Genomic DNA, 24,780 nt, shown 5'->3' with positions numbered 1-24,780 from the left:
ATAAGTGCCCGCACAAAATTACTCGACTGCCAGCTAAAATCTGGAGTTATCAACAACTCTTAGCAGTCACCATCGTAAACTAAGGTAGGGAATACCGCACAAATTATTTATCAGACGGTAGCAATAAAGGAATCTCAAACTAAACCCTAGTCGTCAGTAGTCATTAGTCAGTTAAAAGTTGTCCCCAATACAAGCTATACACAAGTTTTCCGTAAGGAGTGTGAATATTTATTGATTTACGCCCAGTTACCAAAAAAAGGCAGAGGGCAATAGGCAATATATTTTTGGACTCTGCCACAGGGTTTAAAGTCCCTAAATTTATTTACAAAAATGGTAAAAGGATTTTTTCTCGCGCAAAGCCCTTTTAAAAAAGGCGTTCTTGTTTGAAAGCTCTACAATTTATTCATGGGGCTTCCCTTGTGCCTTGTGTCTTCTGGCTTTTGCCAATTCATTTGGTGGGGATGGCATCAATTTTCTTGGGTTCGGAATTTGGGCAGGCAGCTTTTTCTGCTGTGATATTCACTTTTAGATGGGTGAAATCCGCCCTATTTTTCATCTAGAAGGCTATTCTTAACTAAGCTTGGTATGTAATATAACAAAACGGTGAAAATTTCCAGCAGTTATCTTATGAATAATCCCAATCTCGAATTTAATAAAGCCCCCCGTCCGTTAATGACTCTCGAACGACCGAAAAAACTCAAAATCCTTGTAGTAGACGATGAGCCAGATAATCTTGATCTGCTTTATCGCACCTTTCGGCGGGACTTTCAGGTTTTAAAAGCTGATAGCGGCATCAACGCTCTAGAAGTATTGGCAGCAGAAGGAGAAGTGGCAGTTATTATCTCCGATCAACGGATGCCGGAAATGAAAGGTACAGAGTTTCTGAGCAAGACTGTACCGCAGTTTCCCGATACGGTAAGGATAATTCTCACCGGGTTTACTGATATTGAAGACTTGGTAGAGGCAATTAACGCTGGGCAAGTCTACAAATACATTACCAAGCCTTGGGATCCTGGGGAACTGAAGGCTGTAGTGCAAAGAGCCGCAGAAACCTACGACTTGCTTAAGCAACGGACAGAAGAATTGCGCCGGGCCCATGCCCAAATGGAACTGCTGAATGTTTTGGTGGATTTAACCCAAGCAGCTTCTAGTTTAGAAGAGACTCTAGCACCCATTGCTAAGGCTTTTAGTGAAACTTTTGCGGCGGATGGCTGTATTTTACAACTCATAGAGGGCAATGCCCTGGTTGCGACTCAAGGAACTTACAGCGAAACGGGGACAATAGAAAATTGGCTAGCACAAGACCCCCTGACCCAAGATGCGATCGCCACTGAGAAAATCCAAATATCCTTGAATATACCTAAAGATTCTAAATTAGATGGTATTAATCATTATAGTAATAATGGTGTGCAAGCACATCTAATTATCCCTATTAGCTACCGTTCGGAAATTTTGGGGGTGTTGTCACTACAGTGGAAACAACCCTGCACTTTGCGAGAAGACGAAATCAAGCTGATTCATTTATCAGCAGAACTAGTAGCGATCGCCCTTACTAGTAGTCGTAACCATCAACCCACTGTGTAGTTATTTGTCCTACCATTGACTAATGATCAATGACTAACGAAATTCGCGCTATTTTTAACCGTATTGCTCCAGTGTATGACCAGTTAAACGATTGGTTGAGTCTGGGACAACACCGAATATGGAAAGAAATGGCAGTAAAATGGAGCAACCCCCAACCAGGAGATACTTGCCTAGACTTGTGCTGCGGTAGTGGAGACTTAGCCCTCCGTTTGGGACGGCGTGTCGGCTCAACAGGACAGGTATATGGAGTTGACTTTTCCCCAAACCTCCTAGAAACTGCCAAAGAACGCTCACATTGGCAATACCCCCAAAGACCTATTACTTGGGTAGAAGCCGACGTGTTAAATTTACCCTTTGGCGACAACCAATTTGACGCCGCCACAATGGGCTATGGTTTAAGAAATGTTAAAGATATTCCTCGCAGTCTTCAAGAGTTATACCGTGTCCTCAAACCTAATGCCAAAGCTGCGATTTTAGACTTTCATCGACCCAGTAATGAGCAATTTCGCGCCTTTCAGCAGTGGTATTTGAACCATTTCGTCGTCCCACTAGCAACTAATTTAGGCGTCAAGGAAGAATATGCTTATATCAGTCCCAGCTTAGACCGTTTTCCCATCGGAGGAGAGCAAATAGAGTTAGCGCGTCAAGTTGGTTTTGCATCTGTAACTCACTATCCTATCGCTAACGGTATGATGGGAGTGCTAGTGGTCAGCAAATTTTAGATTTTAGCTAAAACAAAAAGAAGCCTCTCACTCACCCCCATAGGGGAGTGATGAGATGAATTTTTGGGCGGTAAGAAGTCCCACCCCCGATCAATAGCGACTATCACTCGCTGAGGGAGTGGGGTGGGCGACGAATCGCCAAGCTTTGAACTAGGGTTCTTAGCGCTTCAGACATCGGTATATCCAAGCTTTGTGCAAACTCCTTCAAAAGTGCCAACTCTCTATCATTAAGCCTTGTTTCAACTCTGTTTATTCTAGACATATTTACGACGATTCACCGTAACCATGATATGCTTAAGTAGTGCAGGTTTAATCAAATTAATAGCTAACGGCTTCCTGCACTCTGTACCTTGAAAACTCAGAGTATGGGGTTCTACCCAGTAACAGATACTTATGTTTGCTTTCTGTGGGTAGGTAAAACTCTGACAGTACATAGGTTGAACATATTTTGTACTTGTTCAATTCTGCGGAGGGGCATCTCGTGGAATTAAAATAAAGCTCAGTTAATGTCCGACGGGATACCGGGAGTCTCTGAGAAGCCTACACTTTATGCAAGCATAAAGTGTAGGAGTATGTCACATTGGCTAATAGGTAATGGCTAATGGTTTTTTCCAATTACCTTATTTCCCAATTACCTTTTTTCCAAACGCTTATCCCCAAATCCTAATCCAAAATCCAAAATCCTGTGGATTGGTCTCATCTTTGGCTTTATGTATCGGCCCCTGTTCTGGGTGGAATAATTGGCTATTTCACAAACGATATAGCCATAAAAATGTTATTTCGTCCCTACAGGGCATTTTATATTTTCGGACGAAGAGTACCGTTTACCCCTGGATTGATTCCCCGCAACCAGGAACGTCTAGCGAAGAATATCTCCGATACAATTATGGGGTCACTGTTGACGCCAGAAGAATTGCAAAAACTGGCGCGGCGTCTTTTGGAAACCGAACGAGTCCAAGGAGCAATTCTCTGGTTATTACGGCTGGCTATCGAACAAATTCAAGTTGATAAAAACCAGAAAAGCGCCAAAATTGTGGCGGGAATTTTGCGTGATTTGTTAGGAGAATCTTTGCCACGACTCCTCAAGGTTTTGGCGCGACGGGAAGATTTTTTGGAAGTGCAGATCAATCAAATTTTTGACCTGGTATTGCTGGAATTTCAACTGAGTGAAGAACAAGCCACGCGGCTGGCAGATTGGTCGTTGGAGGTAGTGCTACCACCGGATATACTGCGACAGGCAGTAGTTGATTTTTTGACTGATCGCACAATTCAAATTATTGATGAAAGCTTTCGGGAAAAAACCAGCGGTACTTACTGGGTAGTGGCAAATTTATTTGGCTTACGCAATACGCTGACGCGACTACGAACATTTTGCTTAGATGAAAAAGAGGCTACGAACAAACGCTTGCAAGAATTGAGTCAAGATTTGCAAATGCGCGATCGCCTCAAGAAAATCCTGCAAAATTTATCTTTACAAAACTTGCCAATGGGGACAGTACGCCAACTGCGAAAAACCACCAGGGAAAGCGTCCGCCATTACTTACAAAGCAGTGGCAGCGATGTGTTACAAGGATTAACCGACTCCGTTGACTGGGAAAATATTTCTGTCTTGCTTTTAGATCGTCTTAGTACTTCACCTGTTGTCAGTTCTTCCTTAGAAGTCGTCAGTCAAGAGTTAGCTCTAATTTTAGAGCGCTATTTGGAAAGAGATTTAGAAGTAATTGTGGCTCAGGTGATTCCGATTTTGTCGATAGATCAAGTGATTGTTGATCGGGTGAAATCAACTTCACCTGCTGATTTAGAAGCGGCAATTGAGGGAATTGTCAAAAATGAATTGCAGGCAATTGTGACTTTAGGCGGTGTTTTGGGTTTTGTTGTTGGGTTGTTCCAAACAGCATTTTTACTGTTGAACCAATTATAATTTTGGTTCTTCAGATTCCCCCTAAAAACAATCTTTATTGAGGCTCTGCTTCATATTCGTGAACATAATAGAATGTTTACAAAATTTGCGCCAAATCTAGCATAAATCCAGGCAGTACCTCTTCTCCTGATAAACTAGTAGGCGATTGCAATATCTCAACTTCTTGCTGTGGGCGATAAATTTCTACCCGTTGGTTTTGAGGATCAATTAGCCAACCTAAACGTACACCGTTGTCAATATATTCCTGCATTTTGCGTTGCAGTTTTTCCAAATTATCTGTAGCGGAGCGTAATTCGGCCACAAAATCGGGAGCTATGGGCAGAAATTTGGCTGGATCTGGATTGAGGGCTACTAATCTGTCTCGTTTCACCCAAGAGGCATCAGGAGAACGATCTGCACCATTGGGGAGTTTAAAACCTGTAGAAGAGTCAAAAGCCAAGCCTGTACCATCAGCATCTGTCCAATTACCTAAGCGCTGCGTTAGTCGGCTATTCCGATTTCCAGTTTCCCATCCCGTTGGTGGCATAATAATTAATTCTCCCTCAGCCGTCCGTTCTAGGCGCAAATCTCGATTGTGCTGACAGAGTTGTAGAAATTGTTCATCTGTTAACTCAATGCTGGGGTGGAGGTTGAGGATTAGAGCAGTCATATTAACCTCTTAATCTTCCTAAATTTAGTCTAACATTTATAGTCGTCAATTATCAGTAAATAGAATTTGGTTTCATTCTTCCTCCAGATTTAGTTAAAAGTCGTTTATTTTATGTTCTTTAAAATCTGTTATTAATCAAGTAAAGCTAAATTCGATTCAAGTTAGCCGCGTTATTTTTTCAAGAATTAGTTCTCAAAATAGGCTGTTTAGTTGCTGCTAATTTTTCTAGCAGAATAGCAGCTTGAGTAGGTGCATTATAACTGTTAATTTTGGCTTTCAGCAGTTCCGCCCGATGTCGATATTCAGGTGAGGCGAGAATTCTTTTCACGGCTTTTTTTATTTGTGTTGGTGTTGGTGTATTGGTTTGCAAATTAATTCCCACACCTGCCCACTCAATGCGGGTACAGATTTCTGGTTTCTCTTCAGTTTGACCTGCTGCAACCATCGGTACACCATTTGCTAGGGCAATTTGTACACCGTTGTATCCACCGTTAGTCACCATGACATCTACATAAGGTAACAGATGGTAATGAGGAATAAAAGGTTCTAACCTGACATTTTTTGGTATTGAATCGAGTTTCAAACTATCAACTGGTTTACCACCTGTAGTTGCCACAACTAAGACGTTTTCATCAGCCAGTGCTTGAATTGTGGGGAGAATTAAGTCATCTGCCTGGGTTGATACAGTGCCTTGGGTGATATGAATAACTGGCTTACCACTTTATTGTTTTTATTCTGACTAACAGAATTTTGTATCCCTTACGGGAGCCGTAGGCTCTATTTTGCATTTTGAATTCAAAAAAGGTCACTTAAGATAATGTTCGTGAGCGAATGTGAAATAGATAATTTTAAATTTTGAATTTCCTATTACTTACTAGCGGTTAACTTGGGATAAGCAATGCGTTTGTGATGAAATTGCTGCCAAACATCTACGAATATTTGAGCAATTTTTGACATTTCGTCCCTTGTCAGTCCAGAATCTAGCAGCTGTCCATCTTGCCATCGGGCCCGGAGAATATTGTTCAGCATTGTTAAAGCTTGTTCACTGCTGGCGTCTTTGAGCGATCGCAAAGCTGCCTCACAGGAATCAGCCAACATGACAATGCCTGTTTCTCGCGACTGGGGAATTGGGCCATCGTAGCTAAAATCTGCCTTGTCTACTTTTAAACTGGGGTCTTCCTTAGCCATTTGCTGTGCTTGGTGATAAAAATAGGCGATCGCCATCGTTCCCTGATGTTCGGGAATAAAAGCTTGAATCGCCTTTGGTAAACTGTGTTTACGTGCCATCACCAACCCTTCAGTGACGTGCTTTTTGATAATTGCCGCACTTTTCCAAGGGTCATTAATCTCCGTCTCATGTTTATTCGGCCCCCCCATTTGATTTTCAATAAAGCCTTGGGGGTCATGCATTTTACCAATATCGTGGTATAGTGTCCCAGCCCTTACCAGTTCGACATTACATCCCAGTTGTTTGGCAGCAGCTTCAGCCAGAGTAGCGACAAACAGGGTATGTTGAAAGGTGCCCGGAGTTTCAGTAGCGAGTCGTTTTAACAAGGCGCGATTGGGGTTCGCCAATTCTGCTAATCGGATCGGCGTGACTAAATCAAAAAGTTTTTCCAGATAAGGACTCAAGCCCAAAGCCACAATACTCCAAGCTAAACCGGATAAGGCAAAGAACACCGCTTCTTGAAGGACGAGATACCAAGCTGAACCAAATGCCTCACCGATCAACATCTTCAAAAGCAGATAAATACCGCCTTGAGTTAAGGCAATAGCAACACCCAATAGCGCTAATTCCTCACGCGATCGCAGCCTTTGGGCTACACAACTGCTCAAGATGCCTCCAGCGGCACCAGCCAAAAGCCAAATCTTCCCGATTTCCAGACTAAAGGGTAATATCAGCAACAGCAGCATCACCACTGTCAAACTCAAAGTAGGTCCGTAGAAGCTACCCAACAACAAGCCCAAGGCGCTCCAGGTAGTGTATGGCACACCCATCGCTAACAGCCCAGGGGTACTCACAGTCAGCAGCAATACCAACAGGCGATCGCGCTGTCGCCAATGACAGTTAATTCGTCGTTCTACCCAAACAAAAATACCAATTGCTGAAGTAATCAAGGCTGCCAACCCTAGCAACCCCAGCCAATTCACCTCCCGGCGAATCAGGTGATAATGCTCCAACACCGCAAAGTTCCAGAATGTAATTTTCTCACCCTTTTTGACAATTATCTCTCCTTGGCGCACCTTGATGATTACGGCTGGCACCCCGGCAGCTGCCTGTTGCGCCCGTTGTTTTGTTTGCTCTTCATCTTGCTTCAAATTTGGCTTGAGTACAGCCAACAACAGTTTGACTGCCAAGGGTTCGGCGTCACTGGGTACAAGCATCTGCACCTGTAGGCTCACGGCATCATGTAAAATATTCGGCGGTAGTCCGTAGGAGATGCCTTGGGTAAGAATTCGCTCTAAACTCTGGTGGATTCCCGTTTTTGTTTTTCCCCAGTCCTCATCTGATAAATCCAGGAACACAGTTGACTCATAAACTGTTTCTGGGCTGACAGTATCCAGCTGAATAAGTTTGGCGATGGCTTGGGAGTATCGTTTCCGGGCTTGAGAAATTTGGGCAATTACTGAAGACAAGCTTTGTTCTGAAGTCGTGTTCCGGTAAGCTTCTAGTTCCGCCACTATTTGAGTTAAGGGATTGTTCTGAGTACTGTTAGCGTAGCGGGGCATAGTCCGTGCTGATTGGGAAAAATTCTCCTGTGATTCTTGATTCTTCAGCTTTGGGAGTGAAAAGCCTAACTTTTGCTTTCTACTATTTTCTAAAGCTACTTGCATCTCTTGCCATTCTGAGTGAGAACAAGGGCGGAGATAACGCTGGCTAGAGATGGACAAAGCTAAAGTGTCAAAAAAAGGAAAAGGCCCAGCAGCGGCCCGAATTTCATTACCATCATCCAGAAGTCGTTGCAACTTTTGGCTGATTTGTTCATTTATTTCCCCATCAACCATCAGCACGGGGATGGAACTTTGGCTAACGGCTTTGCGCTGGGTTGTTGTTTCTTTGTGGTCTTCTATACTAGCTGTATAGGGTGCTATAACCGTCTGTGGCGCAAAAGTCCCCACTTTTAACTGGGGTTGATTATATGATTTATGCCCGATAACCCCTGTGAGAGATACTACGGCGAATACTAAAATTACTGAGGAACGCTGTTCATGGATCCAGCCGAAAACAATTGCATTAATGCCACTGTTAGGGTTAGCCGATCTGGATGGTTGCTTTGGTTTTCGCTGTCCGCCTGTGTGACTATTTGTTGATAAATACAGAAGTATATTCTTGAGGACAGCCAATGGATTTTTCCGCCTGGAGCTTTTACTGCTAGTACTATTCCCAAGCAACTTACCTTTACGCCATAGAACTTTGTACCATCGCCGCAATTGCCTTAATTGTTGGGTCAAGGACTGCAAAAGTTGCTGAGTTTTCATTACCTCTGGCTGTAGTTGCTTACCTTGATATCTGGTTAAAAGGATTAACCGAAAAATTGAGTATAAAAAATTACTAGTTTTAGTAGCTGCTGCCTGGATTAATCCGATTGTTGAAAATTGAAAATAGCCTTAACGTGAGCGGATGACGCGAGGGGCTGCAAACACAGAAATGGTTGCGGAATCAAAAGATGTGGTAGATCCTTCTTGTTTGCCAAGATTATACACCCCTGACCATACAGCCGCGAGTGCATCAGCTAATTCTACCATCTGGTAAAAGCTGCTCAGTTTCTGATATTGGGAAGAATTTGTAGGCGATAGCCATATCTGCCAATTTGCGGGAATGCCTACTGTGCTGTTATATGCCCCTGATAAAGCGCCAGTTATTGCACCTGTGGCTTGTGAATCGTCGTTGTGAGTAGCCCGCAAAACTGCCAGGCGGAAATCTTCTAAGGTACTCAGAAAACAGTAAAATGCGATCGCAATGACCTTACTCAGCTTTTCTTGCCGACTTAACTCGGCTTGGGCCCTTTCTAAGCCAGCCCTCTCATTTAACAAAGTATTGACAATTAATAGTTGTTGTGGTATAGAAGTTGATGTGTTTCCGAGAAACGAAATTATCTGGGGGATGAGGTGGAGTTGGTCAAGTTTTTCGGTGAGGGATTGAGCTAGAGCATATCCTACTGCTAGTGTTGCATCCCTAACCAATGGGTCATTTTCCCAGATTGGCGCTGCTTGCAGCAAGTTTTCCCGTAGTTTAATCTTATTTTCGTGATAAAAAAGTGCCACTGGTAAGGTGGCGAAAATTATTTGTGCCGAAGAGACATCAGTTACTTGCAAATCAAGGGTTGCTTGTTGCTGACGCTTTAACCAATCATCTAAATCTAAACAGCCAAATTTAATTAAACTTTCAGTACTCAGAATCACCCTTGTGCCAATACTACAGGGACAAGGGATCTGTTTTTCACCAACCTTGGCTAAACTTTCCCCTAGGAATGCTCCAAGTATTGTGCCTCTAAACCGACTTACGAGAGAGTAGCGCATAAAATTTAGGATTTTAGATTTTAGATTGAAGAATTTCAGCCAAAATCTAAAATTGGCTGATCACTGAAAGTCATAACCAGCCTCTATGTTACCTCTATGTTAATTTATGCTTACCTAGGTACTTGCTCTTTCATCTTTTCTGAGATAATCAACTAAAGCTTGTAAGCCCAACAAATAGCTTTGGACACCAAAGCCACTAATTTGGCCAATGGCTACCGGGGCGATGAAAGAATGATGGCGGAAATCTTCTCGGCGGTAGATGTTACTTAGGTGGACTTCTACTGTAGGCAAATTCACAGCAGCGATCGCATCTCTTAATGCCACACTTGTATGGGTATATGCCCCCGCATTGATTAAAATTCCCTGATATTGCCCTAATGCCTCATGAATACTATCTACTAAAATTCCTTCATGATTTGACTGCACAGGAATAACCTTCGCCTGTAACTTGATTGCTGCTGCTGCTAAAAGGCGGTTAATTTCCGGCAAGGTCAAGGAACCATAAATTCCTGGTTCGCGCTGTCCTAGCAAATTTAGGTTGGGCCCATGCAGTACTAGAATACTTATTGGTGGCAACGTCAACTCCAGCATCTTGAGAATCTTAGCGACGGCGCGAGCGATCGTTTACAGGAATCGGAATCAGTTCCGGTTCCGGCTCAACCTCTGGCCCCAGTAAGGCTTCAATTAGCTTGCGTGCTAATTCCTTAAGCTTTTCCAGTACCTTTTCTATATAGTCCATTGAACTGACCGCTCCTGAGATACTACCTCAATTTTTGATTAACTCTCTTGGCAGAAACTGGGTATTTTTGCACCTTTGGCTGAAGAAAGGCGTTGACACACTGCCTTTTTTGGGGCATGAACCACTTTTAAAATTTGGTCTTGTGTTCTCCCTTACCTATAAGAGTATCACATTAGCAACCTACCAGTTAGTCATTAGTCATTAGTCATTGGTCAAGAGTCAAAAAACTCGCTGATGATGGACTTTCGACTCTTGACGGTTGACATTAACTGGCCTTACGTATCTTTTTTTTTCGTGCTGGTCGTTGGCGACTTAGTGGAAGACTTAGTAGTTGACGACTTAGATTTAGAAGTCGTTGATTTACCATTGGTCTTGCGCGGAGATTTGGCGGTTGAGGCTTTAGCTTCCAGCAATGTCAGCGCTGTAGACAGGGTTACATCTTCCACCTTTTGACCTTCTGGAATGCTCACATTAGTTTTGCCATGCTTAATGTAAGGTCCATAGGGCCCATCATAGATGTTTATTGGTGACCCCTCCTCAGGATGGGTACCCAATTCCCGTAAGGCAGCCTTTGACTTGCTATTTGTAGAGGTGCGTCCCTTTTTCGGTTCAGACAACAACTCTAATGCACGTTCTAGAGAAATTGTCAATACATTGTCAACAGCTTTCAATGAGCGATAGTCTTTCCCTTCCTTACCCTGGTCATGAACGACATAAGGGCCAAAGCGTCCTAAACTGGCTTGAATTTTGCCACTGGTTACTGGATGAACTCCCAATGTTCGTGGTAGTGCCAAAAGACCAACAGCCAAATCCAGGGTGACATTTTCTGGTGTGACACCTTTGGGTAGAGAAGCTTGTTTGGGTTTGGGATTTTCGTCGGTCTTGTCACCTAACTGGACATAGGGCCCATAAGTACCGATTTTTACATAAATCGGTTCACCGGTTTCGGGATGGCGACCAACTTGGTCAGGCCCACTGGTTTTTTGCCGCAGTATTACTTCTACCTGTTTGGGATCGAGGTCAGCTGGTGTCAGGTCTTTGGGAATGGAAGCGGTAACAACACCGTCACCATTTTCGACTTCGATGTAGGGCCCATATTTACCAATACGGACTTTAGCATCTAAGTTTTCCAGTGCTACTGTTCTGGCAAGAGTTGCATCAATTTGGCTTTCCTGTTCCTTAACCAGGGTTTCTAGACCTTTCTCTCCCAAATAGAAATTCCGCAAGTAGGGTAACCACTCAACTTCGCCATCAGCGATGTCATCGAGAGTTTGCTCCATCTTGGAGGTAAAGCTGGGATCAACAATATCGGGGAAATATTTTTCCAGCAGGTCGGTAACGGCGAAGGCGGTGAAAGTGGGGATGAGGGCATTACTCACCAATTGGGCATAACCCTTGTCGATGATGGTGCCGATGATGCTGGCGTAGGTACTGGGACGGCCAATGCCTTCACTTTCTAGGGTTTTGACGAGAGTGGCTTCGGTGTACCTGGCTGGGGGTTGGGTTTCGTGACCAACGGCTTCCAAGTCATTACACTTGGGATGATCCCCAACTTTCAGCGGCGGCAAAATTACTTCTTGGTCTTCCAGTGCTGCTTCAGGATCGTCGGAACCTTCGACGTATGCCCGTAAAAAACCGGGAAAATCAATGCGTTTGCCAGAAGAACGAAAACCCGCGTCTTCAACTTGTAGCTGTACAGTGATTTGTGTTTGCCGAGAGTCCGCCATTTGGCTAGCGACGGTGCGCTTCCAAATTAAGTCGTATAAGGCAAGTTCCCGACCGCCTAAACCAGTTTCTTGGGGAGTGCGGAAGCTGCTACCTGCTGGGCGAATGGCTTCGTGGGCTTCTTGTGCGCCTTTAGATTTGGTTGTGTATTGCCTTGGTTGGGGGCTGAGGTAAGGTTTGCCGTAAAGTTGTTCTACACAGTTACGGGCTGCGGCGATCGCCTGCTCTGACAAATGCACCGAATCTGTACGCATATAGGTAATATACCCTTGCTCATACAACTTCTGGGCAATACGCATCGTGTCTCGTGCCGAGAGGCGCAACTTGCGGTTAGATTCTTGTTGCAGGGTCGAAGTTGTAAAGGGTGGCGCAGGTTTGCGCGTTACTGGGCGTTCTTCGATGTCCGCTACATTCCAGGTTTTCCCCGTTAGACGTTCTTTGAGAGCGACTGCTTGTTGCTCTGTCAATAACACGACATTGCGCCCAGCGGTAATTTTTCCCGTCGCGGGGTCGAAATCGCTGCCGGTCGCGATTTTGGTTCCTCCCAAGTTGACCAACTGGGCGCTAAAGGGGGTTTTTTCCTGCACCAAGCTAGCTTTTAAATCCCAGTATGTACCTTCATGGAAAGCACGGCGTTGGCGTTCTTTGGTGACTAAAAGCCGCACCGCTACAGATTGCACCCGCCCAGCGGATAATCCCCAGGCGATTTTTTTCCATAGCAGGGGAGATAGGGTGTATCCTACCAATCGATCTAAAATCCGCCGGGTTTCTTGGGCACGAACCAACTTTTCATCAATAGTGCGGCAGTTTTTCAAAGCTTTTTTGATGGCTTCTTGGGTAATTTCGTGAAACACCATCCGCTTAGTCGGTACTTTTGGCTTGAGCAATTGGTATAAATGCCAACTAATGCTTTCACCTTCCCGGTCTTCGTCAGTTGCCAGGATTAATTCATCGACATCTTTTAGAGCCTCTTTGAGTTGGGTGACAATTTTCTTTTTATCCTTGGGGACTACATACACCGGTTCAAAGTCGGCGTCTATATTTACCCCGAGCTGCGCCCATGTTTCCCCTTTGACAGCAGCGGGAATTTCGCTTGCTGACTGGGGTAAATCACGCACATGACCCATAGACGCTTCTACCCGATAGTCTTTTGGTAGGTAGTTGCGAATGGTACGAGCTTTGGTCGGAGATTCGACGATGACGAGGGTTGACATGGAAATTTCAAAAAAAAGAATAGCTGCAAAGCTAAACAGTCAAATTGAGATAATTTCAGCGAAATGTCAAGATAAAACGTCACCCTGAGGGCGGTGATTTAATCCTCACACAAACTGCCCGTTAGGGCGAAAATCCGCTCAACTCCAGGCGCAGTTCTTCCCAGATGTCTGGGGAAGTAAACGCCGGGTGTGGAATGCCAGCTATTTCAATCTTTAACTTATCTAGCGCATAATTGGCGAATACAGTTTTCAAAATACCCCTGAAGTGTAATACTGTGATACCTTCTGTCGTTGAGGACTGGGGGATAGGAGAAATTCAAATTTATAAATTATAGATTACCTCACTTTCCCCATTTGCCACTCCCTCTCTTACCTGAACCCATAGAGGTTGTGCCAAAATTAAATCAAACTTGAGAGTAAAAGCGAAGTAGGGTTTATACCCATCCCGTAGAGACCAAACTATGGAACTAATTCGTCAAGGTGATGTCATTCTACTGCCTGTGCCATAAATTGAAGGACAAAAGATACCTGACTTAACTTTGGCAGCAGCGGAAGATACCGGACATCAGCACCCCATTCCTCAGGGCTTTGTTGTCCCTAGAAGCTGGATGAAAATTAGTCTTTTCCACATCTTAATTTTTAAGACTGATAGATGAATGCAATTTTGGTGAAGAACAATAGATAGAATAAACAGAGTTAGCCTTAACTTCTGATCGCCAAAACCTATACATCTCATGGATTTTGCTAATCTTGCATCCCAGTTAAATGCTGGAACGATTTTACCAGAGGGGATTGTAATTATCACCCTCTTAGGGGTTTTGATTGTTGATTTGATTTTGGGGCGCACATCCGCACGCTGGATTGGATATCTAGCGATCGCAGGTTTACTAGCTTCGATTGTCGCCCTATATTTCCAATGGGATGCTACCAATCCCATTTCTTTTAGTGGTGCCTTTAATGGTGACGACCTCAGCATTGTCTTTCGCGGGATCATTGCTTTGTCTGCTGTTACCACAATCCTGATGTCAATTCGCTACATTGAGCAGAGTGGCACCGCTTTAGCAGAATTCATCGCGATTTTGCTAACTGCTACCTTAGGAGGGATGTTTCTCTCCGGGGCTAATGAGTTGGTGATGATTTTCATCTCACTAGAAACCCTGAGTATTTCCTCTTATTTATTGACAGGTTATACTAAGCGTGACCCACGCTCTAACGAAGCGGCGCTGAAATACCTGTTAATTGGAGCTTCCAGCACAGCCGTATTTTTATACGGTGTATCGCTACTATATGGTCTATCCGGTGGACAAACGGAATTAAATGCGATCGCCAACGGTATTGCCACAGCTAAAGTTGGTCAATCATTAGGTTTGGTAATTGCCCTGGTTTTCGTAATTGCCGGTATTGGCTTCAAAATCTCCGCCGCACCTTTCCACCAGTGGACACCAGACGTTTACGAAGGTGCTCCCACCCCAGTAATCGCCTTTTTATCTGTCGGTTCCAAAGCAGCTGGGTTTGCCCTAGCTATCCGCTTACTGACAACAGCCTTCCCCCTCGTCGCTGAGGAATGGAAATTTGTCTTCACGGCCCTCGCCGTTCTGAGTATGGTGTTGGGTAACGTAGTTGCCCTAGCACAAACCAGCATGAAACGGATGCTAGCTTATTCATCCATTGCCCAAGCTGGGTTTGTGATGATTGGCTTGATTGCTGGTACTAACGCTGGATATTCCAGTATGCTATTTTACCTGCTGGTCTATCTGTTCATGAACCTGTGCGGCTTTACCTGCATCATTCTGTTCTCCCTGCGGACAGGAACCGACCAGATAGCCGAATACTCTGGTTTGTATCAAAAAGATCCACTCCTAACATTGGCGTTGAGTATCTCCCTGCTTTCCTTGGGTGGAATTCCCCCACTAGCTGGGTTTTTCGGGAAGATTTACTTGTTTTGGGCCGGTTGGCAAGCCGGTCTTTACTGGTTAGTTTTGCTGGGACTAGTTACCAGCGTCGTCTCCATCTACTACTACATTCGCGTAGTTAAGATGATGGTAGTCAAAGAACCTCAAGAAATGTCCGACGTAGTCAAAAATTATCCAGAAATACGTTGGAATTTGCCAGGATTTAGACCTTTGCAGGTAGGGTTGATAGTGACTTTAATCGCCACTACGATAGCAGGGATTTTGTCAAATCCGCTGTTTACCTTAGCAAACAATTCAGTTGCTAATACTCCCATGTTGCAAGCAGCAATAATTGTCAACACTCAGGCAAGCATAATTACCACTGAGCAACCAGAAGCTTTGTAGGTTGGTAATGGGTAATGGGTAATGGGGAAAGTACTTCTCCTCTGCCCCATGCCCAATTACCCATTAAAAGTTAAAAGTTAAAAATTAAAAATTAAAAGTTAAAAGTTAAAATAATAAAGAAGTTGATGCTTGGTGTTCTAATGGGTAGGAATAGTAATCAGAAACTCCGAACCCTTTCCCAGAATTGATTTTACCTGTAGAGTTCCCCTGTGTTTTTCGACAATGATTTGCCGGGCAATTGATAATCCTAACCCTGTGCCTTGACCTATGGGCTTGGTGGTGAATAAATTGTTAAAGATTCTTTCCTGAGTTTCATCTGACATACCCACCCCATTATCTTGAATCCGAATCATGACATGATTTTTATCTTCAGTGAGAGCAGTCTGAATTTTAATTTGATGAGGATTTGCCTGAATATCATGGAAACTCCGCCCAGAATTGGATTCTTCTAAAGCATCAATCGCATTAGCTAGCAAATTCATAAATACCTGATTTAGTAGTCCGCTGAAGCATTCTATTGGGGGTAAATTGCTGTAATTTCTGAATACTTGAATATCCGGACGGGCTGATGTTGCCTTTAAGCGGTGTTTGAGAATCATCAGGGTGCTGTTGATGCCATCATGAATATTGCAGGAAGTTTTGCGATCGCTATCTGCTCTCGAAAAGGTTCGCAGACTAGTGCTGATATTGCGAATACGCTGAACACCCTCTTTCATGGAGGCTATCAAATTAGGCAAATCGGTACGTATATATTCCAGATCAATGGCTGCGATTTCCTCGTGAATTTCTGGAACTGGCTCAGGATAGTACTTTTGATAGAGGTCGATGATGCGAAATAAATCCTGTATATAGTTCGTCGCAGGTTGTAAATTACCAGCAATAAACCCAACGGGATTGTTGATTTCGTGTGCTACTCCAGCTACAAGATTGCCCAAAGCAGACATTTTTTCCTTCTGTATCAGCTGGAGTTGAGATTCTTGAAGGTCATTTAATGCCTGGGAAAGTTCCGCAGTTCTTTCTAATACTCGTGTTTCTAAACTTTTAGTTAAATTTCGCAATTGCAGATGGGTTTTAATCCGAGCTAATACTTCATCCTTTTGAAAGGGTTTAATGATGTAATCAACTGCGCCTAAATTTAGACCTTTTACTTTACTTTCTGTATCAATAATGGCAGTCATGAAAATTATGGGAATATCACTAGTTTCCGGATTTTCCTTTAATCTTTTACAGGTCTCGAAGCCATCTATTCCTGGCATCATTATATCTAACAAAATTAAATGCGGCTGTCTAGATTGAACCTGCTTGAGAGCTTTTTCTCCATCAATCGCCGTAGTCACTTCAAAACCTGCATCTATCAACAAATACGAGATAATTTCTAGGTTAGTAGCGGTATCATCAACTACTAAAATTAAACTATTTTCTTCTTGTATATTATTCATCTTCATTCCTGCCAAATTAATTTTTAATTATTTTTTTTGTTCATTTTATTAGTCTTTTTAGGTTAATTTACTGGGCTATTTAAGGCAATATTGCTAACTATTCTGGTTTGGGACTATGATTTTATAGAGATTAATATCAGTATTAGCTATAGCCACATAAAGCTAATGGCTCGTGGATTGTTTTTATTCGCGTTTTTTACTCCTATTGCCAGGTGTTGCCACCTTATAGTTCCCAGAAACTCCCACAATAGAACAGTTGCTGGAGAAAACTTACCAATAATGGCTGCGTCAATAGACCCCTGGGATAAATATCTAATACCAAACTGGGACATTGCACAACGGTTGACTGGTATGAGTTTAAACAGTATCAACACCACAGCGATGGAAGTCAAGCAAGTCACCAGAAAGACAATTTAGCTATCGGTATCATGAAACCCACTGCTGTTCCGGGCGAGTTGCTTGAGATCACAGAGAATGATCAGTGATTATTTTATCAGAATGTTAGGGTCTAATACCCATACCCTACAGCAACGCCCTTAGCCATGAGGTCAACTTAGAGCCAGGGCGATTAGAAAGATACCTCCGGCTCCCGTAAGGGATACACGGCTATACAAACCTTCGCGTAGCGTCCTGTAGGGATAGTCCACCGACCTGGACTAAGGAAAAACTAGATGTTTGAAACCCATGCAGGTGTCCTTCCCGAAGAGAAGCAGCTTTGCCTCTTGCCTGTGTAGTTGCGGTTTCTATCCGCCGATTTAAGCTTAAGTTGACACCAATGGCTAAGAGCGTATGTCTTCACTCTTGCTACAGTCGGGTGATGTAACAGTTTTCAATTTTGAATTTTGAATTTTGAATTTTGATATGTCTTCACTCTTACTACAGTCGGGTGATGTAACAGTTTTCAATTTTGAATTTTGAATTTTGAATTTTGATATGTCTTCACTCTTACTACAGTCGGGTGATGTAACAGTTTTCAATTTTGAATTTTGAATTTTGAATTTTGATATGTCTTCACTCTTACTACAGTCGGGTGATGTAACAGTTTTCAATTTTGAATTTTGAATTTTGAATTTTGAATTTTGAATTGTTTATGTGTTATCGCCAATTGCCTATATGTGTCGAAGAAACCATTTGCAGTATCTGGCAAATCTGGACACAAGGCTTTTTGAGCTTCTGGAAGCTTGTACCAGGGGATCGTGGGGTAAAGGTGATGGACATAATGATATCCACGGTTATGAACTAAAAGGTTAGTCAGAAAACTAATGTTTGACCTGGTTCCTGACTGAGTATTAAAATGATCCCGTAGTTCTGACCAATATATAAAACAGGCAAAAGGCCATAGTAGAGGAATAAACCAATACAGAATTAGTAGATGGAAATTGCCTGAAAGATAGAAAGTGAGAATAATCAACAGCCAAAAAATAGATAATTTAAAACCATTCTGGAACGGACGATAGTCCAAAAGCTTTAGCTCATAATATATTCCCGTATGTAAACCAAGAAAAAGATAGAAGGTAGCTAATCCAATTAAGGGCTGAATAAACCAGATAAAGAATAGGTTATTATTGGGTTTGTATACCCCTATTTGTTCATAAAGCGCAATTGAATAATCTTGCTTTTTGCCTAAATATTTATGATGAGGTAAATGATGTTTACGATAATTGGCAACTGTGCTAATGACAGGAAAAGCGTAGAGAAGCTCTAAGTTTTCGTTCCACTCTCTTTTTTTAAATAAGTTGTAATGTGATGCCTCATGGGTTAGTACTTCTCCGAGAGCAAATTGAAATAAGCCAATAATCCAAATGGAGAGGAAATAAACAAATATATTATTTGCCCAAATGCTGAAAGCAGCTACCAAAAAAATCGCACTCCAATCTCTGAACAAAGCTAAGGACGCTTTGAAGTTGTTCTGTTCTACAAAGTCACTTGGCTTGAGTTGTGTCATAAAATATCGCATCCAGCGCTATGGAATTGGCCAAGCGCCGGGAATATGTCAAATTTAATAAATGTTGTTTGAGACTAGTACCGCTTTGCTTGACAGAGTACTAGCCTGCAAAATATCCCCTAACTGAGTTTTGAATATATCTAGATAATCGAGGCATAACCGGATGCTCCTCCAGTCTAAAAGAGGATGGACGTCGTAAACCCCTATCTTAAGGTAGGGAAGTGGTTTGTCGTCGCCTATGTCTAAGATGTGAATGATCAATTTTGCCATTGTGTACGTACTACAAAAAACAGCACTTTTAAGAAGTACCAGCAGTAAGTTAATTTACTTGACACCTTGGCTATACTTAAGTTTAGACGAAACGGCTAAACAGCTTAAGCACCTAGCGAAAGCAGCAGGTACTAATTTTTATAATCAAGCTAATACGGCTACCCTCGTACCCATAGAATTTCCAGCAGATACTAAGGCTAATACTGAAAGTAAACCTATAGCCAAAGTAATTTCAGCCCTAGAACGCATTGAGGCTGATGATTACTTTGAGCATATGTGCAGTGCGGTAAAAGATCATCTGCAAAATAATCGTGATGCGGATGAAGATGAGATCGAGTCATCTATTGATAGTCTCAAAGCCGAGAAAGAGGGAGCAAATAGTCAATTAACTCGTTTTTTGAACTTCTTAGACGATGAAGCATTAGCGAGAGTGAGATTGACGATTACCTTTCGGATTATGCAGGCGATCGCAGAACATAGCCGCACCCATCTGCAACCCGGACACCAAATGTTAGCCGAATATGTGCATCGAGTCACCAGTCTGTTAGCAGATGTTAGTAATGCCTGTAATAGCGCAGTATCAAAGGTTTCCTTGGGTAGCTGTGGCAGGTAGGTGGGTTTTTAGCCAATTAGAAACCACTTTTAGCGATCGCTATTTTATGGTATCCAGCGAACTGAATCTTCTCAACACCATCTTGATGTAAGCGGGATTTTTTTTACAACGCAACTTGGGGTTTGAATCCCCAATCCCTAGTTCAATTGTCTGATTTTTACATTCTTTCCTCACTTTTTTTAGCTTGTATCTTGCAGCACCGTACCGTGGTAAGATACGTCTGGCACAAAAAATCAATACCCATTATCCATAGATTCACTGCTCACATAGCTAAGTTTGGCTGTGTTTGGGTACAAAATCGTTTGACTATCCCATCTAAGCCTAAAGGAGTTGATTATATTGTGGACATCTTCTCTCAAGCAATTCAAGATAATCTAACCACCCTCGCAATTATCGGTTTTTCGGCAGGGATAGCAGTCTTGTTTGTGGCCTTTTTGTTCTTTTTGGTATTTTTATTCAAAAAAATGAATGAATTACTCACACATCGCTTCTTATCTTCTCAAGGGAGAAAAATCTATGGGCAAGTTTTTTCTCCTTACGAAAAGAAGTTAGGAATAGTTACTAGTTTGATATTTCTTGACTTGACGCTCCTAATTATTCCTAAGCCAGATTGGCTCAAATATTTAGAAGTTGCTCTTGGTTTATCACTAACTGTTGCAGTTGGCTGGTTAGGCTCTCGCTTGTTTGACAAGTTTTTTGATGCTTACCTGCGAGAATCTGCAATCAAGGGAAAAATCAATGGTGAGTTGTTAGTAGTAGTTAACTTTTTAGCAGACACAGTCATTTGTGTTACCATCATTCTAATTTTTGCTCAAATACATCAAATCAATGTATTGGGTTTAATAGCAAGTTTAGGAATTGGGGGATTAGCCATTGCTTTTGCTGCTCAAGAAACTTTACAGCAATTACTAGGCGGAATCGTCATTTATATTGATAAACCTTTTGTAGTTGATGACTATATCGGCTTACCTGATGGCACATTTGGTAAAGTTGAATCAATTGGTTTACGTTCTACTAAAATTCGTAATTCTGGGAAAGGGACATTAACTATAATTCCTAATAGTTCTCTGACTCAAACAAGCATTGAAAACTTCACAGTAGCCAGAAAAGTTGTTTCCCTAATTTATTTAAATTTCTATCAAAACATTCCTGAACAGGAAAAAGCTTTGATTCGTCAAGTAATTTTAGAAAGTACCAAAGATTTATTTGGAATCGACTCTCGCAATACCGTGGTAAACTTCAAAGATGTTTTTCAAAATGAAAATTCTAATGTTACCCAAGCTCAAATTAACTTTTTTATTCTTGGTTATGGTGAAATGGGAATGGATATGCGCCATCAGTTATTAGATATGGCCAAACAAAATATTACTCTGCAACTGAAAGAATACGGCATTTCTTTTGATATCGAAGAGAAACCAGTCAATATTGATGCACCCATTACTATCTAACGACAATGGAAATTCTGCTAACGAATATAAAAAAATGGCTTCTTTTGGATGAGGAAACACGTAAGTTTTTTATCTTACTGGGAGTAAACTTCGGCTTATTCTTTCTGTTTATTATCCTGTCTTTACTAATTGGGAAATATACTGCTCAGATTATAAGCACAATCATTCGGAGATTTTCGCCCCAACAAATAGCAAGGATTTATGAAAGCTTAATTACCCCCCTAGAAAAAGTTCTTCAAGTTACAGGTACTTTATTTCTGATTAGCTTCTGTTTAAATTTTATTCAAATATATGCAGGATTTTATCAATTTTTAAAATTTTTCATCAACTTAGCAGTAGTTATCAGTTTGGCTACATTAGCATCAGGCTTATTTAGGCAAATGTTACGAATCTACGGAATTGATTTGCTTCGGAAAATTGGTCTAGAAGTTGATGAATTACTGCTGGTTTTTGAAACTATTGCTAATACCATTATTGGGTTTATTTCCGCTTTGGCATTTGCTCAGAGCCAGAATATTAATTTAATTGGGCTACTTGCTGGTTTAGGTATTGGGGGAATAGCAGTTGCTTTTGCGGCTCAAAATACCTTGGAACAGCTTTTAGGAACAATTGTTTTGTATCTAGATCGTCCTTTTGTTCCTGGAGAATATATTCGGATAAATTTAAGTTCTCAAGGTATATTATTTGCCCGTGTCGAAGCTATTGGTTTACGTTCGACTAAGTTGAGAACTCCTGCTAAAAGTACCCTTGTCATTGTGCCAAACTCAATGATGGCAAATGCGGATGTTGAAAATATTACCAGGGGAAAAAAGGTAATGGTTTTGCTTTATCTTGATTTTCCTCGAAGCTTAGACAAATCCGAACAAGCATTGCTCGAAAAAGTTGTTAAAGAAAGTACCGGTTCTTTATTTGGGATTGATCCTGATAGTACAAAAATTAACTTATACCCTCAAGAAGATCAGCCGGGAACTCGCGCTAGGGTGAGTTTCTTTATTCTGGGTTCAAATGAAAATTCGATTGACTTCCGGAAGCGTTTACTAGAATTGGCGAATGAAGGTATCTCTAAAAAGCTGATTTTTTATGGCATAGATTTCACGATGCAAGAACCAACACTCTATGTGGATTCACCTGTGACAATTTAAGTTTGCCTTAAACTATTCAAAATTCAAAATCTGCCTAGGGCAGGCTGCGCGAACAAAAACACTTGTTTTTATTCCCTTCGGGTTTCATTAAAGTTATCCAAAATCTATTCGTTAAATGCGTCAACTCGGTGCGCAGCGCGGCGTCACCCAAGATTTTGTGTGAAAAAGAGATTATATAAGCCGCCAACAAGCGTTGGCTTACCAATTTTGGACAGGTTTTTTCCAAGGGACTAGTAGTCTGTCAAGAACTAATTGACGGGTAAATAAATCTTTTAGTTTTTCTTCTTCCTTCTTCCTTCTCTTCGAGACGCTTCGCGAACGCGCTCTACAGCCCTTTGGGCAAGAGCCTACGGCACGCTTCGCGAACGCTGCGCGCGAGCGTCCTTCGCGGTTGGTTTCTTTATCCGTCAAAATTTATTTGACAGACTACTAGGACTTAACGGACAGAAAATAGCAAATATGGGGTATAGTTTGTGTCGTTAAAAATCATGATTCGTGCTGGGCAGCACCTACAGGTAGGATGGGTAAAGAGACGCATCAAAAAAACCTGAAAAGACGGTAAATTTGTCAAGGAAAGTAAGTCCTAGGGACGCTAGGCGAAGGACTAAGGGGGAGGCGAATTGCGGATTTAGCTAACTGTTGCTCCCTAGATTTATTCGCTTGCAGTAGGAGGCGTTGGAGCCGATGGCGATTGAGATTGTTGGCGAAAACGACGTAAAGACGCCCTTAACTTGCTTTGACTGGGAGATGAAGCTTCCTCACTGCGTCGCCGCCTATTGGATCTTTGTGATCTAGTTGATGAATTGGCAGCTACTCCTTGAGGCTGTGTCCGGTTTGCTGTAGGAGTTTCTGCCCTCTGACGACGAAGCCGACGAACAAGTGAAGATTCTCTGGGTTTTGTTGCCGCAGGGGCTGAAGATGAAGGTGTAGACTCTCTCCTCCTCCTGTATCTAGTTGTATTAGTATCTTCGGAAGCAGCCCTTGTATTATTACTAATTGCTGCTATTAACCGCCGTCTGCGTCTTGGTGCACCCTCTTCGGTTGAATTTGGGTTTGCAGCCGTAGTTTGAGTTTGTCTAGCTACTGTTTCTCTTTGTCTAGTACGTTCTTGGGCTTCGCGATGACGTCGTGAGCCTCTAATAGCGTAATCAGTGGCGATTGAGACTCCTTGTCTACCACCAGATGCAGGTTTTAACTTCCAGTCACGCGCCTGTCTAATGGTCTCTTCATCTAATTCGCGGTTCCCACTGGAGCGAGCAACCCGGACATTAGTAACATTACCTTTTTCGTCAGTATCAACAGCCACTTCCACTCTACCTTCAATTTTCCGTCTTCTTGCAGCCTCTGGATACTTAGCGTTGCATTCGCGACAAGCTGCTCGACCATTGCCGGCAGAATTACCCGTATTATTACTGTTTTCTGATGGAGTTTCTATCTTGGGATATCTTGGTGCTGTGGCTATTGAGGGAGCATTTCCTGGTTGATTGCCAGTACCTGAGCCTGAGCCAGTACCTGAGCCTGAGCCTGTACCTGAGCCTGAGCCTGTACCTGAGCCTGTACCTGAGCCTGTACCTGAGCCTGAGCCAGTACCTGTACCTCTAACAACAGTAGAAGGCCCGTTTCCATTAGATTGATTTGATGCGATCGCACTATTGCCCACAGTGCCCTGGCTGGCCCTAGTTTCTCTTAACCCCCTTAACAGCTCTGTGAGTTTTCCATTAGGTTGTGCTACAGGTTGAGAAGACGGAGTTTTAGCCACTGAGTTAGACTCGCTTCTTGATGCTGATTGTGACACAGGGTCAGGTTTTGTAGTTACTTCCGGCTTGAAGGATGGAGATTTTGGCGAAAAAGAGGCTGTTTCAACTGGTTTTGGTTTCTCAATTACTTCGCTAGTTTGGTTGGATGATCGTTGAACTGGCGGGGTTTTTAGATTAGCCAAAAACTTTTGTACTGGCGCAGTTGACGCTTCTACAGGCTGTTGTTGAGATTGCAGTGCAATTTCACTACCTCCAACTGTTCCTGAACCTCCAGGGGAACCACTTGCAGTGAGGATCTCTTGGGGTGGTGGTTCAACCAACTCAGTTGGAGCATCAACTATTGCCACCTCTATCGGCTCATTTTCTGCTTCCGGCGCGATCGCTAAAAAATTGCCTATACCTGAAGCGAATACGCCAATGTGTAGGATTAGCGAACCCATCAGACTATAGACCATAAAAGATCGGAGAGCCGCAGCTTCTTGGGATCGTTGCTCAAAAGCAATGCCGGAAAAGCTCATAGCTTATTGCTACCTATTATCACTAATTTAGTTATCCTATGATACTTAGATACAAATATCAAGGGAGAAAATTTTTAACTCCTGACATTGCTACATACCAGTCTAAAAGGCATTTTTATCTGGTAGTGACAATATCTTTTCTCAAAAAGCGATTTGATTATCTCAGATTTTATGGTAATAACAATATCATTAACTTGAAAAATGTTCTCATCTTAGCTAATCTCTTTTTTGAGAAAGACTGGCAATCTTGCTCCCTGTTCTAGTAGTCTCACAGTA

General features: G+C 42.5%; 19 protein-coding genes. 8 read left to right on the top strand and 11 right to left on the bottom strand.

Annotated features, from left to right (window positions below):
* Nucleotides 1-627 precede the first annotated feature (627 nt).
* The 3 genes from H6G32_RS10220 to H6G32_RS10210 all read left to right on the top strand — a co-directional run bounded on the left by H6G32_RS10220 (nt 628) and on the right by H6G32_RS10210 (nt 4,227).
* Nucleotides 628-1,584 (top strand): response regulator, encoded by a 957-nt coding sequence (locus H6G32_RS10220; protein ID WP_190457746.1) that lies wholly within the window; start codon nt 628-630, stop codon nt 1,582-1,584.
* A gap of 29 nt (nt 1,585-1,613) precedes the next feature.
* On the top strand, nt 1,614-2,306 hold the full coding sequence (gene ubiE / locus H6G32_RS10215) for a bifunctional demethylmenaquinone methyltransferase/2-methoxy-6-polyprenyl-1,4-benzoquinol methylase UbiE (RefSeq protein WP_190457744.1): 693 nt from the start codon (nt 1,614-1,616) through the stop codon (nt 2,304-2,306).
* A gap of 685 nt (nt 2,307-2,991) precedes the next feature.
* The gene (locus H6G32_RS10210) at nt 2,992-4,227 is read left to right on the top strand and encodes a DUF445 domain-containing protein (RefSeq protein ID WP_190457742.1); all 1,236 of its coding nucleotides are present in this window, start codon (nt 2,992-2,994) and stop codon (nt 4,225-4,227) included.
* Nucleotides 4,228-4,303: 76 nt separating this feature from the next.
* Here H6G32_RS10210 and H6G32_RS10205 read toward each other — a convergent pair whose 3' ends face one another.
* The 7 genes from H6G32_RS10205 to topA form a co-directional block, all read right to left on the bottom strand.
* Complete coding sequence (locus H6G32_RS10205; protein ID WP_190457740.1) at nt 4,304-4,876, bottom strand: Uma2 family endonuclease; 573 nt, start codon at nt 4,874-4,876, stop codon at nt 4,304-4,306.
* Between the two features lie 178 nt (nt 4,877-5,054).
* A complete protein-coding gene (locus H6G32_RS10200; RefSeq protein ID WP_190457739.1) occupies nt 5,055-5,492 on the bottom strand; it encodes a glycosyltransferase in 438 nt (145 codons plus the stop codon).
* Between the two features lie 251 nt (nt 5,493-5,743).
* Complete coding sequence (locus tag H6G32_RS10195; RefSeq protein ID WP_190457737.1) at nt 5,744-8,356, bottom strand: HD family phosphohydrolase; 2,613 nt, start codon at nt 8,354-8,356, stop codon at nt 5,744-5,746.
* A 129-nt stretch (nt 8,357-8,485) separates the two neighbouring features.
* Nucleotides 8,486-9,397, bottom strand: coding sequence for an ADP-ribosylglycohydrolase family protein (locus H6G32_RS10190; protein ID WP_190457736.1), 912 nt, complete (start codon nt 9,395-9,397; stop codon nt 8,486-8,488).
* 114 nt (nt 9,398-9,511) lie between these two features.
* Complete coding sequence (gene aroQ, locus H6G32_RS10185) at nt 9,512-9,988, bottom strand: type II 3-dehydroquinate dehydratase (protein WP_190457734.1); 477 nt, start codon at nt 9,986-9,988, stop codon at nt 9,512-9,514.
* A gap of 10 nt (nt 9,989-9,998) precedes the next feature.
* Nucleotides 9,999-10,136, bottom strand: a complete 138-nt coding sequence (locus H6G32_RS10180; protein ID WP_190457732.1) for a hypothetical protein — start codon at nt 10,134-10,136, stop codon at nt 9,999-10,001.
* A 275-nt stretch (nt 10,137-10,411) separates the two neighbouring features.
* Nucleotides 10,412-13,075: a type I DNA topoisomerase gene (topA, locus tag H6G32_RS10175; protein WP_190457730.1), complete on the bottom strand. Its 2,664-nt coding sequence runs from the start codon at nt 13,073-13,075 to the stop codon at nt 10,412-10,414.
* A 734-nt stretch (nt 13,076-13,809) separates the two neighbouring features.
* On the opposite strand from topA, the gene H6G32_RS10170 reads away from it, so the two are divergent.
* Nucleotides 13,810-15,372, top strand: a complete 1,563-nt coding sequence (locus tag H6G32_RS10170) for an NAD(P)H-quinone oxidoreductase subunit N (protein ID WP_190457729.1) — start codon at nt 13,810-13,812, stop codon at nt 15,370-15,372.
* 137 nt (nt 15,373-15,509) lie between these two features.
* On the opposite strand, the gene H6G32_RS10165 is transcribed toward H6G32_RS10170, so the two are convergent.
* Nucleotides 15,510-16,811: a hybrid sensor histidine kinase/response regulator gene (locus H6G32_RS10165; protein ID WP_190457727.1), complete on the bottom strand. Its 1,302-nt coding sequence runs from the start codon at nt 16,809-16,811 to the stop codon at nt 15,510-15,512.
* A gap of 279 nt (nt 16,812-17,090) precedes the next feature.
* Here H6G32_RS10165 and H6G32_RS10160 point away from each other — a divergent pair, with 279 nt between their 5' ends.
* A complete protein-coding gene (locus H6G32_RS10160) occupies nt 17,091-17,228 on the top strand; it encodes a hypothetical protein (protein ID WP_190457725.1) in 138 nt (45 codons plus the stop codon).
* 628 nt (nt 17,229-17,856) lie between these two features.
* Here the strand turns inward: H6G32_RS10160 and H6G32_RS10155 are convergent.
* Nucleotides 17,857-18,756 (bottom strand): fatty acid desaturase family protein, encoded by a 900-nt coding sequence (locus tag H6G32_RS10155; RefSeq protein ID WP_190457723.1) that lies wholly within the window; start codon nt 18,754-18,756, stop codon nt 17,857-17,859.
* A gap of 54 nt (nt 18,757-18,810) precedes the next feature.
* Nucleotides 18,811-19,026, bottom strand: a complete 216-nt coding sequence (locus H6G32_RS10150) for a putative PEP-binding protein (protein WP_190457721.1) — start codon at nt 19,024-19,026, stop codon at nt 18,811-18,813.
* Between H6G32_RS10150 and H6G32_RS10145 the strand changes: the two genes are divergently transcribed.
* From H6G32_RS10145 to H6G32_RS10135, 3 genes are all read left to right on the top strand, one after another.
* Entirely contained in the window at nt 19,010-19,639 is a 630-nt protein-coding gene (locus tag H6G32_RS10145) for a hypothetical protein (protein ID WP_190457831.1), read from the top strand. The two genes, H6G32_RS10150 and H6G32_RS10145, sit on opposite strands and share 17 nt — an antisense overlap.
* A 206-nt stretch (nt 19,640-19,845) precedes the next feature.
* Entirely contained in the window at nt 19,846-21,087 is a 1,242-nt protein-coding gene (locus tag H6G32_RS10140) for a mechanosensitive ion channel family protein (protein WP_309232580.1), read from the top strand.
* 5 nt (nt 21,088-21,092) lie between these two features.
* On the top strand, nt 21,093-22,229 hold the full coding sequence (locus H6G32_RS10135; RefSeq protein WP_190457719.1) for a mechanosensitive ion channel family protein: 1,137 nt from the start codon (nt 21,093-21,095) through the stop codon (nt 22,227-22,229).
* 652 nt (nt 22,230-22,881) lie between these two features.
* Here H6G32_RS10135 and H6G32_RS10130 read toward each other — a convergent pair.
* Nucleotides 22,882-24,504, bottom strand: coding sequence for an energy transducer TonB (locus tag H6G32_RS10130; RefSeq protein WP_190457716.1), 1,623 nt, complete (start codon nt 24,502-24,504; stop codon nt 22,882-22,884).
* Nucleotides 24,505-24,780 lie beyond the last annotated feature (276 nt).

Origin of the sequence: Cylindrospermum sp. FACHB-282 (assembly GCF_014697195.1) — a bacterium.
Lineage (GTDB): Bacteria > Cyanobacteriota > Cyanobacteriia > Cyanobacteriales > Nostocaceae > Cylindrospermum.
Note: the sequence above shows the minus strand (reverse complement) of the source record. Positions and strands in the feature narration are given on the sequence as shown.

Excerpts from the sequence above, each read along its gene's own strand:
- H6G32_RS10220 (WP_190457746.1), top strand. The coding sequence starts at position 628 with ATGAATAATCCCAATCTCGAATTTAATAAAGCCCCCCGTCCGTTAATG.
- ubiE (WP_190457744.1), top strand. The coding sequence starts at position 1,614 with ATGACTAACGAAATTCGCGCTATTTTTAACCGTATTGCTCCAGTGTAT.
- H6G32_RS10205 (WP_190457740.1), bottom strand. The coding sequence starts at position 4,876 with ATGACTGCTCTAATCCTCAACCTCCACCCCAGCATTGAGTTAACAGAT.
- H6G32_RS10195 (WP_190457737.1), bottom strand. The coding sequence starts at position 8,356 with ATGAAAACTCAGCAACTTTTGCAGTCCTTGACCCAACAATTAAGGCAA.
- H6G32_RS10190 (WP_190457736.1), bottom strand. The coding sequence starts at position 9,397 with ATGCGCTACTCTCTCGTAAGTCGGTTTAGAGGCACAATACTTGGAGCA.
- aroQ (WP_190457734.1), bottom strand. The coding sequence starts at position 9,988 with ATGCTGGAGTTGACGTTGCCACCAATAAGTATTCTAGTACTGCATGGG.
- H6G32_RS10180 (WP_190457732.1), bottom strand. The coding sequence starts at position 10,136 with ATGGACTATATAGAAAAGGTACTGGAAAAGCTTAAGGAATTAGCACGC.
- topA (WP_190457730.1), bottom strand. The coding sequence starts at position 13,075 with ATGTCAACCCTCGTCATCGTCGAATCTCCGACCAAAGCTCGTACCATT.
- H6G32_RS10170 (WP_190457729.1), top strand. The coding sequence starts at position 13,810 with ATGGATTTTGCTAATCTTGCATCCCAGTTAAATGCTGGAACGATTTTA.
- H6G32_RS10165 (WP_190457727.1), bottom strand. The coding sequence starts at position 16,811 with ATGAATAATATACAAGAAGAAAATAGTTTAATTTTAGTAGTTGATGAT.
- H6G32_RS10160 (WP_190457725.1), top strand. The coding sequence starts at position 17,091 with ATGGCTGCGTCAATAGACCCCTGGGATAAATATCTAATACCAAACTGG.
- H6G32_RS10155 (WP_190457723.1), bottom strand. The coding sequence starts at position 18,756 with ATGACACAACTCAAGCCAAGTGACTTTGTAGAACAGAACAACTTCAAA.
- H6G32_RS10145 (WP_190457831.1), top strand. The coding sequence starts at position 19,010 with ATGATCAATTTTGCCATTGTGTACGTACTACAAAAAACAGCACTTTTA.
- H6G32_RS10150 (WP_190457721.1), bottom strand. The coding sequence starts at position 19,026 with ATGGCAAAATTGATCATTCACATCTTAGACATAGGCGACGACAAACCA.
- H6G32_RS10135 (WP_190457719.1), top strand. The coding sequence starts at position 21,093 with ATGGAAATTCTGCTAACGAATATAAAAAAATGGCTTCTTTTGGATGAG.
- H6G32_RS10130 (WP_190457716.1), bottom strand. The coding sequence starts at position 24,504 with ATGAGCTTTTCCGGCATTGCTTTTGAGCAACGATCCCAAGAAGCTGCG.